Below are 13,193 nucleotides of genomic sequence, written 5' to 3' on the forward strand. Positions count from 1 at the left end.
TGAAATTCAATGGCATTAGCAATTTTTGATTTAGATAACACATTAATTAATGGCGACAGCGACCATGCGTGGGGCAACTTTTTAGTTGATCAAAAAAAGGTAGACGCTAAAGTTTACGAACAAGCCAATCATCAATTTTATTTGGATTACAAAAATGGTGTGTTAGATATTAATGAGTATCTACATTTTTGTTTAAAACCTTTGGCAGTGTATTCGCAGGATGAATTAACAGAATTGCATCAATTATTTATGGATACAGTTATCAGTGACATGATGCTTGATCAAGCAAAAGCCCTATTAAAGAAGCATAAAGACCAAGGGGATTATTTGTTAATCATTACAGCAACAAATGAGTTTGTGACAGGCCCCATAGCAAAGGTTTTGGGTGTCGATGATTTAATCGCCAGTCAATGTGAAATAATAGATGGTAAATACACAGGCAAGCCAACAGGTACACCTAGTTTTCAAGATGGTAAAATCACACGATTAAATGAGTGGCTAAAATCAAATCCTATGGATTTAGAAGGCAGTTATTTTTATTCAGACAGCCATAATGATTTACCATTGTTAAAAATGGTGACCCATCCAATCGCTGTGGATGCCGATGAAACATTAACGCAATATGCGAAAGGTCAAAATTGGGAAATCATCAGTCTTCGATGATTATTTGTAATCGCTTCAATTTTGTATCTATTCAGCACAACCCGTAACTGCTCAAATTGTAATCAAATTATATGGCTATGTTTCAAATTTATGTTGCTGCACCTGTAACAGTTTGAATTCAAACAGTTTTTCGCTTTCGCTCTTAATGTCGCTAGAAAAGGTCTGATATTTGTGCCAGTCCAGCATTCTAAACCAACCCAAATACTTCGCTAAATACTTACTGGCCACTCCATGCATCTTCAAATACCAACGCTTTAACTGACTGTGATAATTATTGATATTTTGAATATGATACAAACTTTGCTGTGTTTGATTGTTGGTTATCACCACATGATGCAAATGATGTTCTTTACAAATTTGATTATAAGCCGGCTGCCCATCGGTACATAAAACAGATTCGTCGGCAATTTTGCAGCCTAAACATTGATTGATTTCAGCGCCATTTACATGGGTTAATATTTGATCAAATTCATGATGATTTCGATCTTTAGCGGTTAACACTGCCACCCAATCGTGCTGATTAATGCCAGGGGTGGATGCTTTAGATCCTCGCTGCCTTGCAGGTCGGTTTAAGTTTCGCTCGCCTTTTTTAGATTCTCGAAAATACGTTTCATCTGCTTCAATAACACCTTCAAGCCTTGATTCATAGGTGTTTTGAGTAGCATTCATAAAACGATGACGCCAATTAAAAGAGGTGGTCACACAAATATTTAAATCTTTTGCGCAACGCCGAATGCTATCTTGGTCAAGCATGTGCTCTAAGTATTTTTGCCAAAGCTCAGGTTTGTGCTGATAAAAATAAGCACTGCCTCGAGTGCACACAAAACTTTTGCGACATTCGTTGCAAAAAAATCGCTGCCGGCCATTACTAAAACCGTATTTTCGCAAGCGGTTGCTTTGACAATGAATGCATTTTGAGTGGGTAATCACTTCTTTAGACAGCCGTGTAAGAATGGGATTTTCTTGTGCAGATAAAGCGGTGGTTAGAGTTTGTTTTTGAACAGGATCGAGCTTGCTTACCTGCTTAAGTATGTTTTGAAAATGCTGTGGATTCATAGGCTATGTCATTGTGGGTGTATAAATCTCAGCTTAGATCAGCATTATGATTTTGCATCCTGCCACAACAATTTAAAACATAGCCAAATATATTCCAATCAACTCCAGTTTTTAATTCCTCTTTTTTATCACATACCAAAACACGATAATAAAATAGCCACGTAACAATCCAGCTAAAATTCCAAAACAAAGTGAAAAACACTATTTACGACTAAACTGAATTCTATTAAACGTATAAATATGGGAGTACTGCGTGAGTCAATCGAGTTTTAATGTTTTGTTTAAGCCAATTAATGCATTAGACGTCAGGATAAAAAACCGCTTTATTATGGGCTCGATGCACACTGGGCTAGAAGATCATAAAAAGAATTTTGATGAATTGGCGCAATATTACAAACTCCGTGCTCAGGGCGGTGTGGGTCTGATCGTTACAGGTGGTTTTGCTCCAAATGTTACGGGGTGGGCAGTGCCTTTTTCTGGTACGTTACAATTTTCATGGCAGGTGAAAACCCACAAAAAACTTACCGATGCAATTAAAGGTTATGACTGTAAATTGGTTCTGCAAATTTTACACACAGGTCGGTATGGGTTTCATCCGTTTATTAAAAGTGCAGACACATCAAAAGCACCTATTAATGTGTTTACTGCCAAAAAACTCTCGACCAAACAAGTTCAAAAGCAAATAAATGCGTTTGTGCGCTGTGCTGATTTGTCAGCTCGTGCGGGATACGACGGGGTTGAGGTGATGGGTAGTGAAGGTTATTTAATTAATCAGTTTTTATCCAAAAGAACCAATAGTCGAGATGATGTGTACGGCGGCTCATTAGAAAACAGAATGCGCTTGGCCGTTGAAATCGTCTCAAAAATCCGTGCAAATCATCCTAAGCAGTTTCTAATTATTTTTAGATTGTCGATGGTGGAGTTAGTTGAAAACGGTCTAACATTACCTGAAATAATAATTGTTGCTAAAGCAATAGAACAAGCCGGTGCCAGTATCATCAATACAGGTATTGGCTGGCATGAAGCGCGTATTCCTACCATTGTGACTCAAGTGCCCAAAGCGGCCTATGCGCATTTTACTGCGGCTATTAAACAGCAAGTGAGTATTCTGGTTTGTGCCAGTAATCGAATTAATACCGCTGAAGTTGCAAATGAAATTGTGCAAACAAAACAGGCCGATTTAGTCTCTATGGCAAGACCCTTTTTGGCAGATCCTGATATTGTGAATAAAATTAAGGACAATCAATTAAGTGATATCAATCATTGTATTGGCTGTAATCAAGCCTGTTTAGATCATGTGTTTGTTAAAAAACGCGCTAGCTGTTTAGTGAACCCGCTGGCTTGTTATGAAACCCAGTTTGATTTAACGAAAGTAAAACAGCCAAAACAGATTGCCATTGTTGGAGCGGGACCAAGTGGATTAGCCGCTGCATACTATGCGGCACTTAAAGGTCATTATGTCAGTTTGTTTGAAAAATCCAATCAACTAGGTGGCCAGTTTTTATTGGCGCAAAATATTCCTGGTAAAGAGGACTATTTATTTACCATTGAATATTACGAGCAACAATTGGCTAAATTAAACGTACAGGTTTTTTTAAATAAACCGATTTTAGATAACAGTGAGTTAGATCAATTTGATCACATACTGAATGCCACAGGAATAATACCGCGAGATTTAGGCTCAAAATTTAAAGGTGAAAACGTATTCAGCTATGAGCGATTATTAAAGTGCGGATCTGCAGATGAGTTAATTCCTAAGCAGTCATCAGTAGCGGTTATTGGCGCTGGAGGCATCGGTTTTGATGTATGTGAATTTTTATTAAGTGATCATATTAATGAGGGCGAGCATAATAATAAATCCATTGATCAAAATAAAATCAAACATTATTTTAATTACTGGGGGGTAGATCAGCAATCGGGTTTATTAAAAACAGACGTGAGTCCAATTACTCCTATTAGAAATATAACTTTATTACAGCGTAAAAATGAAAAATTAGGTAAATATTTAAGTAAAACAACCGGCTGGGTGCATCGTCTAAACCTTAAAAAAGAAGGGGTGAAACAAATAGCGGGGGTGAGTTATCAAAAAATAGATGAGCAAGGTTTACATATAATCAAAGATGACAAACCTGACATCATCAAAGCGGATTATTTTGTTATTTGTGCAGGGCAAGTCAGTGTTGAACTTAATATTCAAAACGACAAAATGCAATCGATTGGTGGGGCACTTAATGCAAATCAATTGGATGCGAAAGTGGCTATTAGGCAAGCGTTAGAATGGGCCATTAGTATAAATTAAAATTAATAACTTGATCTATTTAACTTTTAAAGTTATTTTTAAAAGACGTAGCACATTATTCAATTATTTTTTCAGAGAATCACATGAACATTCAACACTCACATAACCGAAAATGGCAAGCCAGTAAACGTAAACGTTAATTCGTGGCATGTTATTTCGTGCTGCGTTTTTTTGCGGCATGATGTGAGTTCCTTTTAAATATCTTCCCCTCCTAAAACGCAGCCAACTCTTTTTATATCTATAAGAATTAAAAAATGAAAATTGGCTTTATCTATATCGTAAGTTACACCTTTATCATGGCGTTTAAATCCGTGATAATTAAATTATTGATGGCACAGGGTTTTAATACTGTCGAAATCATGATGTTAAGAAATATCATTACTTTTACAGTAGTAAGTATTGCGCTTTTTATTATGTATAAACTCAAAAAAATCCACATCGAGTCTTTTAAATCCATCGCTTATTTATTGGTCATAGGTTTATTAGGTTTTCATATCAGCAGTTTTTTAGACTTATACAGTTTAAATTATATTTCAGTGAATCTAGAACGACTAATTGTGCATTTGTATCCGTCATTGGTGTGTTTGTTTTTAGTGATTAAAAATGGAAGACAGGCAGTAACTAAAGATCAGTGGCTGGCAATGGGTATTATTTATTTGGCAACGGTTGTGTTTTTTGGTTTTGAATACAAAGCGAATGAATTTGCGTGGTTTGGAATGTTGCTTGCTTTTTTTGCCGCTGTATTTTATGCACTCTATTTTGTACTTATTGAGTCCAGTGTTAAAAAATACGGAGGCACTCAGGCAACGTTGTTTTCTTTGCCTTTGGCAAGTATGACAATTATGGGGCAATTTATTATTGTAGATGGCGACATAGATTTTGATTTGTTTGGTCATCAAACTTTATTATTAATTGTAGTATTAGGGGGTGTAATTGGGGTGGGGTCTATGTGGTTAATTAATAGTTCTATTACACGTTTTGGTGCCTCTAATACGGCTATTATTTCTAGTTTAGGCCCATTTGTGACTGCTGTTATTGCCTGGCTTATTTTGGGTGAGACTTTAAATGTTTATCAAATGTTTTCAATGGGTGTCGTCGTAATAGCCATGTTTAAACTTAGTAAACCACAACGTACCACAATTAAACCCGTTTAATAAATAGTCCCATTAATGGGACTATTTTAAAAGTAAATTGTACTTAGAATGAAATAGGCGTTAAGTTTTTAACATTACTTCTAGCTGTCGCCTTTTCATCTTCACTTAAACTAATAATGCCTTTGTCTAATAAATAACCATCATCACCAATGGATTTTTCGCTGACAAATTCAGTCATAAATTGTCTTAAACCAGGAATGACATCCACATGTTTTTTCTTGACATAAAAATATAACGAACGTGAAATAGAGTATTCGCCACTGGCAATGGTTTCAAAGCTTGGATACTGACCGTTGATAGACGAAGCTTGAACTAAATCTCTGTTTTGATCTAAAAATGAGTAACCAAAAATACCTAACGCTTCAGGATCCGCCACTAATTTTTGCACGATTAAATTATCGTTTTCACCGGATTCGATAAACGCACCGTCTTCACGAATAGAATGGCAAACGGCACGGTATTGTTCAGTGCTTTTGTATTTTAATTTGTCTAACCAATCAAAAGATTTACAGCCATCTTCTAATGCAATTTCATTAAACGCATCACGAGTACCAGAGGTTACTGGAGGACCTAACACTCGAATTTTAATATTCGGCAAAGACGGATTCACATCTTTCCAAGTTTGATAAGGATTATCAATTAACTTGCCTGGTCGTTTACCTGGCACTTGACGCGCTAAGGCTAAAAATATATCCCGTGTAGTTAAACGAAAACGTTCTGCTTTGTTTGAGTTTGCCAAAGCAATCCCATCGTAACCGACCAATACTTCAATAATGTCATCGATACCATTTTTTTTACACAATCCAATTTCTGATTTTTTTATACGGCGTGATGCATTGGCAATATCAGGATAATCGCTGCCGACACCTTGGCAAAATAATTGTAAGCCTCCACCTGTTCCTGTTGACTCAACAGTTGGTGTACTGAATTCAGAAGTTTTACCAAAACGCTCTGCTACTGTAGTAGCAAATGGATAAACCGTTGATGAACCCACAATGTTGATGGTATCACGAGCTAGGGATAATCCGCTGCAAACTATGGTAGTTGCAAAAATAGTGAGATTGATTATTTTAAATTTAGGCATGTTATTTCTCTAATAAAGATTGTTAATTTTTTGCGCATAATATGACACTTATGTGACAGTTTTCTTACAGCTATGAAATAAAACAAGGTGAGTTTGCAATGACTGATATGAATAAAAAATGAATAAGTGTCGCTGTCATTTTTTTGTAATAAATTTTTAACAAATCTGTCATAAAACCTTCAATAAACTGTCATCTAAATCCTCATAATAGCGCGGAATAAATTAATCATTAAATTCAAATTACAAAAACAAATACAAAATCAAATACCATTAAAATCAAAATACATTAGGCATCTCCATGAAATTACGCAACGCGTTATTGGCTGCAAGCATTTCCATTGCATCAACGCCATTATTTGCTCAAGTTGAACCCGCACAAATTATGACTGAAATTGAAAAAAATATTAAAGACAGTCAACAATCTCAAGTAAAAATTGATACATTAAATCAAAGTACTTTAGCCTTATTTCAAAAGTTTCAATCTGAATTAAAATTGGTTGAAGGGCTTCAGGTTTATAATGTTCAATTAACTGAACAGGTAAACGCGCAACAACAAGATATTAATATTTTAGATGAATCAATAGATAAAGTGACACACATTGAACGCCAGTTAATGCCTTTGATGCTACGAATGATTAAAGCATTAGAATCATTTGTGATATTAGATCTTCCTTTTTCGTTAAAAGAGCGTAATGAGCGAATTGTATTTTTAGAAGAGGCGATGATTAATCCTGAAATTACAGTTTCAGAAAAACTTCGCCAAGTATTAGAAGCTTACCAAGTTGAAATGCAATATGGATCTATGATTGAAGCGTATCAAGATAATATCACAGTTAATTCACAAAATTTGGAAGTAGACATATTAAGAATAGGCCGAACAGCTCTGTATTTTCAAACCCTTGATAAAAAACAAAGTGGAATTTGGAATGTGCAGGATAAAAAATGGACAACGGTTAGTGATGATTTTAATAATACCATTCGAGACGGTATACGAATTGCGCGTAATCAATTACCAGCAAGTTTAATGATGTTACCTGTCGCTGCAGTTAAGGAGCAATAAAATGAAAAAAATATTCGCATGTATATTAATTTGTGTGTCATTTTCAAGTGTTGCGCAAACTGATTTAGAAAAATTGATGCAATCTGTTAAGCAGGGAAATGTTGCTACTACTGAAATAAATAAAAAGCGTGAACAAGAATTTTTAAATGAAAATGATAGCCGTGAAAAATTGTTTGAAAATGTTCAGGTAGAAAAAGAAACTCAAGAATCATTATCAGATTCTCTAGAAAGTCAATTTGAGAAAAATGAAATTGTATTAGTTGAAAAACAAGAATTATTAAATAAACGCCTGGGTACGTTAAAAGAAATGTTTGGTGTGGTTCAAGGATCGGTTGGGGATGCTTCAAGCCACTTATCAAACAGTTTAACCAATTCCCAGATTAAAGGTCGCCAAGATTTTTTGATGCAGCTAAACGCTAAAATGGGAAAAAGCACTCAATTACCCGAGATTCATGAACTTGAAAAACTATGGTTAATATTACAAGAAGAAATGACTCAATCTGGAAAAATAGTGCAATTTACAGCCGCAGTTTCAACACCAAGCGGGCAAACGGTTGAAAAAACAGTGACACGCATTGGTGGATTTAATGTGGTAGCTGATGGTAAATATTTAAGTTATGACGTCATCACCGGATCATTAGTAGAACTGGGTCGTCAACCATCATCAAGATTTTTAAATGGTGCAAAAAATGTTGAAAAGTTTGATGGATCTATTACTGGATTTGGTTTTGATCCAACAGGTGCTAAAGGAGGTGGATTATTAAAAGCACTTATTAATGCACCTAACTTAAAGGAGCGAATCAAACAGGGTGAGCTAGTCGGTTATGCAATTTTAACCATGTTAGCATTTGGTGCAGTAATTTGTGTGTGGCGTTTGTTTTCATTATTTATTATGAGTATGAAAGTGAATGCCCAATTAAAAGATATTAACAAGATAGATATTTCTAATCCACTAGGTAGAGTGTTATCCGTTTTTAATGCTAACAAAACATTGGACACGGAAAGTTTAGAGTTGCGAATTTCAGAACAAGTACTTGCTGAAATGCCAAAAATTAATGCAGGTCTTTCAATGATTAAATTTATGTCGATGGTAGCACCATTAATGGGATTACTTGGCACTGTAGTGGGTATGATTTTAACATTCCAGGCGATAACCATATTTGGCGCGGGCGACCCTAAAACAATGGCTGGTGGAATTTCTAGTGCATTGATAACAACAGTTTTAGGTTTGGTCGCTGCGATTCCATTATTATTTTTCCATTCATTATTATCATCTAAAGCACGTGAGATGATTATGATTTTAGATAAACAGTGTTTGGGGTTAATTGCTCAACAAATTGAACAAAATCATAACCAAAATGAAAACTCCACACAAAACAGTGTAAGAGTGTAATCATGGAATGGATGATTGCACTGGAAGGGTTTTTTAATAAGGGAGGCAATGTTTTATGGTTAATTTTTTTTGTTGCTACCTGTTTGTGGATGTTGTGTTTAGAGCGTTTTTTGTATCTTTGGGTATTTATCAAACAAGATGAAAAAACTATATTTGAAACATGGAAAAAACGTTCGGATCATACAAGCTGGTTTGCATTGCAAATAAAAGAAAACTTAAATAATCAGTTAATAGTGATGTTACAAAAAAATATTAAATTAATTGCAACACTTATTGCGCTGTGCCCTTTATTTGGTTTATTAGGTACCGTGACAGGCATGATTGAAGTGTTTGATGGAATGAGTGTGAACGCTGCAGCAGATGCAAAATCTATGGCTTCAGGGGTTTCTAAAGCAACTATTCCCACTATGACTGGTATGTCCATTGCGTTATTTGGATTAATAATGAAAACATTTATTGATCGTAAAGTAGAGCAGTTAACTCATAAGATTGAAATCGAAAAATAAATTTAAGTAATGTTGAATAAAAAATTCGAAAAAGGTGAATTATTATGGCTAGAAAATTAGCCTCTCAAACAATAATAGAAGAAGAAACCGCCGTAGATTTAACCCCAATGCTGGATGTGGTTTTTATTATGTTAATTTTCTTTATTGTGACGGCGTCATTTATTAAAGAAACCGGTGTGGATGTTCGACGTCCTGAATCATCTAGTGCTAACCAGGTGCAAAATTTAAGTATATTGATAGCCGTTAAAGAAAATGGTGAAGTATGGATGGACCGTCGTCGTATAGATATTCGTCAAGTGCGTGCAAATATTGAACGACTACGTGCTGAAAACCCTAAAGGTTCTGTGGTGATTCAAGCAGATGGCAAGTCGACAACCGATGTAGTGGTTAAAGTATTAGATGCTGCACGCGAAGCTGGTGTGTTAGATGCTTCTTTGGCGACGAGTGAATAAGCATGATCAATCAATCTGGATTAATTCGTTATGCAGTTTCAGGTAGTGTAGCTTTAGCCATCAGTTGCGCATTATTTTTACTTTTAAACTATATGATTTTAAGTAAAGATCATTTGGATTTGGATAACAAAGCAGAGCGTATTGTTGATTTTATACAAATACAAACTGAAATTACGGTTATCGAAAAAGAAATTCAAAAACCACAAAAACAAGAAGTGTTGGAGCCAATGGATTTAGATATTCCATTAGCGCCGATGGATAACAATAATAATGTGGATAACGGTGTGAATTTTTCAGTTTCTGATTTTTCAGCAGGCATTGATATTGGTATGGGAAGTTCATTAACCCCTGGAGATGAAGATGGTGACGCTATTCCAATAGTGCGTGGGCAACCAATTTACCCACAAGCAGCTGCAAAAAAAGGATTGGAAGGATATGTGACACTTAAATTTACTATTTCTGAAACGGGGTCAGTAAGGGATGTCACAGTAATTGATGCTAATCCTCAAAATGTATTTGAGCGTTCAGCAATTTCTGCGGTGATGCGATATAAATATAAACCGAAAAAAGAGAATGGTGTGGCAATACAGTCTGTGGGTGAAGTTGTAACATTGAACTTTACACTGCAACAATAAGAGAAGAGCAGAGAAGAAAAATGAATAACAATATTAAAATGAAGTCTATTTTTGCGGTTATTTTGTTGTGTGTGTTGTGGTTAAGTGTACTTCCTGCAATTGCAATTGAGCGAACAGTTAAACCAATTACAGCAAAAGCATTGCGTAATTTATCCTTAGCTCAACAATATATTGATGAAAAAAACTTTGAGTCAGCATTAAAAGAATTACATATATTGGAAGCAGGTGAGGCGCGTTTAAATGAGCATGAAATTGCAATGACTCATAGTTTACTTGGATTTATTGCTTACACAAACGAAGATATCCCAAATGCAATTTCCCATTATCACAAAGTGATACAACACGCTAAATCCATCCCTGAAAATTTAGAATACTCAACGGTATTTGGTTTAGCTCAATTGTATTTTGCGCAAAAAAAATTCGATGGTGCAGTAAAGTTTATGCGTCATTGGTTAAGGTTGACTGAAACTGAGTCAGTGCAAGCGCAATTATTATTGGCGCAATCATATTATCAATTAAAAAAATACAAACTGGGTATAGCTCCAATCAAGGAAGCCATACGCATTAATCAAATTAAAGATAAGCCCATTGATGAAAACTGGTTACTACTTTTACGTGTTTTGTATTATGAAAATAAACAACCAGACATGGCGATTAAAACCATGCATGATTTGATTAAGTTAAATTCAAAAAAAGAATACTTTATTCAATTAGCATCGTTATATGGCCAGCAAAATGAAATATCCAAGCAATTAGAAATATATGACGCACTATATAAAGACAATCGTTTAGATAAAGAAAGTGAAATCATTACCTATGCAATGTTACTTGGAAATAATCAATTGCCATTTTATGCAGGTAAAGTGTTAGAAGATTCAATAAATAATGAGCTTATTGAAAAAAATTATAAAAATATTGTGATGGCAGCGGATCAATTTGCAGCCGCTTATGAAACTGAAAAAGCAATTAAATTTTATAAGATGAATCATCAATATTTTGATGAAACAGGAAAGTCTGCTTATTTTGCAGGACGATTATCCTCAGTTTTACAAAATTGGGAGCAAGCTAAAGAATATTTATTCATGGCGATTAATAAAGGTCAGTTGGATCGCGAAGACCAAGCTCGAATTATGCTTGGTGTTGCATTAATGAATTTAAATGAGTTTGATGCCGCAAGAGTAGAATTTTTAAAAGCAAAAGAAGATAACCGCTCCTTAAAAATAAGTAATTCCTGGGTGAAATATTTAAACTCTCAGCAGCGTCATGTGGAGTCTATTGAAAAATACCTTTAAATTTATCAATAATTAAAGCCTGATTGATATCAGGCTTTTTTTTACTCTGTAAGAAAATAGAAGGGAAATAATTTAATAAAACTGTCATAAAAAATCACTCATTTTGTCATATTAAAAATTTAAATTAGCGCCAACTTTTGAAAGAAGAATCTTTTAAAACTTAATTTTAAAAACATTAATTAATAGGTAATAAAATGAAATTTAATAAATTAACATCAGCGATTCTTTTGTCTGCTTCAGTATTAGCATTGGCATCTTGTGGAGAAGAAGATGACAAAGTGGATGAAGTAGTAACTGGTTGTGGTGGAGTAGCAACAGCAACAGCAATGAAAGATATGTTAAATGGAAAAGAAGTATGTAAATTAAGTGGTGTAATTAATGAAGATATTACATTAACCAGTGATAAATACTGGGCATTAGAAGGCGTAGTAAAAGTGGGCGATGATAATAAGACATCTACTCAAGAAAAAGACACGACAATCATAATTGAAGCAGGCACAACGGTTGTTGCTGTTTCTGGTCAAGATGTGTTGGTTGTCAGTCGTGATGCACAGATTCAAGCGGTCGGTACGCCAGCTGATCCAATTACATTTACTCATTGGGATGATGTAAAACTTGGAGATAATTTTGTTGAAGCTAAAGGTTTATGGGGTGGCTTAGTAATTAGTGGGTACGGTGTTTCTAACCAAGGTGTTAACCCTGAAGGTGAAGGTAACTCAGGTTTTTATGCAGGTACTAACAATGCAGATGATTCAGGTACTTTAAAATATGTAGTGGTTAAATACTCTGGTCAAAAAATTGGTGAACTAAACGAATTAAATGGTATTGCATTTCAGGCAGTAGGATCTGCAACAGAAGTAGATTATGTTCAAGTGCATATGTCTCTTGATGACGGTGTTGAATTTTTTGGCGGTGCAGTGAATGCTAAACATTTAGTTTTAACCGGTAACGATGATGATTCTCTAGATGCTACTCATGGTTTCCAAGGTAAATTGCAATACGTTTATATTGAACAAGACGCTTCTGGCGATCGTGGTATTGAAATTAACTCTGAAGAAGATGATGGTTCAATGCCAACTGAAATCTCTATGCCACAAACTGATGTGAAAATTGCTAACTTAACGGTTATTGCAAAATCAACAAACGAAGATGGCGATGCTGTTAAATTCCGTGCTCGTGCAATGGCTACTTTAGTCAACGCATATATCACTTCAAACGGTACTAAAAAAGATTGTTTAGAAGGCGGATCTGAAGCAGTTGTGACTGCAACAGCGACTGTTGTTTCAAACTGTACTGCTAACTTATCAAAAGGTGCTGTGACTTACACTGATGGTGAAGTTGAAGGAACAGATATGAACACAACATGGACTGGAAATGAAGTTGTTGTGTCAGGTGTAACGGCTGTTGATGCTTCTATTACTGATGCATTCTTTGATGCTGCTCAATTTACAGGTGCGGTTGGATCAACTGACTGGACTTCTGGTTGGACTGTTGGTTTATAAAAACTAACGTTTAAAAAAAGGAAGGCTTTGCCTTCCTTTTTTTGTTTGTATAAAACAATTAGGTTTCAAAAATAGCTTTCTAAAAAAAGTTTTTATA

General features: G+C 35.1%; 12 protein-coding genes. 10 read left to right on the forward strand and 2 right to left on the reverse strand.

Features of this window, described 5'->3' with window-relative positions:
- Nucleotides 1–9 precede the first annotated feature (9 nt).
- On the forward strand, nucleotides 10–663 hold the full coding sequence (locus TYM08_RS05645; RefSeq protein WP_422381992.1) for an HAD family hydrolase: 654 nt from the start codon (nucleotides 10–12) through the stop codon (nucleotides 661–663).
- 75 nt (nucleotides 664–738) lie between these two features.
- On the opposite strand, the gene TYM08_RS05650 is transcribed toward TYM08_RS05645, so the two are convergent.
- Entirely contained in the window at nucleotides 739–1,719 is a 981-nt protein-coding gene (locus TYM08_RS05650) for an IS1595 family transposase (RefSeq protein ID WP_422381993.1), read from the reverse strand.
- 253 nt (nucleotides 1,720–1,972) lie between these two features.
- On the opposite strand from TYM08_RS05650, the gene TYM08_RS05655 reads away from it, so the two are divergent.
- Both TYM08_RS05655 and TYM08_RS05660 read left to right on the forward strand, forming a co-directional pair.
- On the forward strand, nucleotides 1,973–4,018 hold the full coding sequence (locus tag TYM08_RS05655; protein WP_422381994.1) for an FAD-dependent oxidoreductase: 2,046 nt from the start codon (nucleotides 1,973–1,975) through the stop codon (nucleotides 4,016–4,018).
- 254 nt (nucleotides 4,019–4,272) lie between these two features.
- Nucleotides 4,273–5,172 (forward strand): DMT family transporter, encoded by a 900-nt coding sequence (locus TYM08_RS05660; RefSeq protein WP_422381995.1) that lies wholly within the window; start codon nucleotides 4,273–4,275, stop codon nucleotides 5,170–5,172.
- A gap of 43 nt (nucleotides 5,173–5,215) precedes the next feature.
- Here the strand turns inward: TYM08_RS05660 and TYM08_RS05665 are convergent, their stop codons facing one another.
- Complete coding sequence (locus TYM08_RS05665; protein WP_422381996.1) at nucleotides 5,216–6,256, reverse strand: PstS family phosphate ABC transporter substrate-binding protein; 1,041 nt, start codon at nucleotides 6,254–6,256, stop codon at nucleotides 5,216–5,218.
- A 298-nt stretch (nucleotides 6,257–6,554) separates the two neighbouring features.
- Here TYM08_RS05665 and TYM08_RS05670 point away from each other — a divergent pair, with 298 nt between their 5' ends.
- The 7 genes from TYM08_RS05670 (at nucleotide 6,555) to TYM08_RS05700 (ending at nucleotide 13,096) form a co-directional block, all read left to right on the forward strand.
- A complete protein-coding gene (locus TYM08_RS05670) occupies nucleotides 6,555–7,316 on the forward strand; it encodes a DUF3450 domain-containing protein (protein ID WP_422381997.1) in 762 nt (253 codons plus the stop codon).
- 1 nt (nucleotide 7,317) lies between these two features.
- Nucleotides 7,318–8,709: a MotA/TolQ/ExbB proton channel family protein gene (locus tag TYM08_RS05675; RefSeq protein ID WP_422381998.1), complete on the forward strand. Its 1,392-nt coding sequence runs from the start codon at nucleotides 7,318–7,320 to the stop codon at nucleotides 8,707–8,709.
- A 2-nt stretch (nucleotides 8,710–8,711) separates the two neighbouring features.
- Complete coding sequence (locus TYM08_RS05680) at nucleotides 8,712–9,215, forward strand: MotA/TolQ/ExbB proton channel family protein (protein ID WP_422381999.1); 504 nt, start codon at nucleotides 8,712–8,714, stop codon at nucleotides 9,213–9,215.
- Nucleotides 9,216–9,259: 44 nt separating this feature from the next.
- Nucleotides 9,260–9,667: an ExbD/TolR family protein gene (locus tag TYM08_RS05685; RefSeq protein WP_422382000.1), complete on the forward strand. Its 408-nt coding sequence runs from the start codon at nucleotides 9,260–9,262 to the stop codon at nucleotides 9,665–9,667.
- A gap of 2 nt (nucleotides 9,668–9,669) precedes the next feature.
- Nucleotides 9,670–10,302 carry an energy transducer TonB gene (locus TYM08_RS05690; protein ID WP_422382001.1) on the forward strand — a complete coding sequence of 211 codons (633 nt, stop codon included), beginning with the start codon at nucleotides 9,670–9,672 and terminating at the stop codon, nucleotides 10,300–10,302.
- A 20-nt stretch (nucleotides 10,303–10,322) separates the two neighbouring features.
- Entirely contained in the window at nucleotides 10,323–11,594 is a 1,272-nt protein-coding gene (locus TYM08_RS05695; protein ID WP_422382002.1) for a tetratricopeptide repeat protein, read from the forward strand.
- A gap of 194 nt (nucleotides 11,595–11,788) precedes the next feature.
- Nucleotides 11,789–13,096 (forward strand): hypothetical protein, encoded by a 1,308-nt coding sequence (locus tag TYM08_RS05700; protein WP_422382003.1) that lies wholly within the window; start codon nucleotides 11,789–11,791, stop codon nucleotides 13,094–13,096.
- The last annotated feature ends 97 nt before the right edge of the window (nucleotides 13,097–13,193 follow it).

Origin of the sequence: Marinicellulosiphila megalodicopiae (assembly GCF_045862395.1) — a bacterium.
GTDB classification, from domain to species: domain Bacteria; phylum Pseudomonadota; class Gammaproteobacteria; order Pseudomonadales; family Natronospirillaceae; genus Marinicellulosiphila; species Marinicellulosiphila megalodicopiae.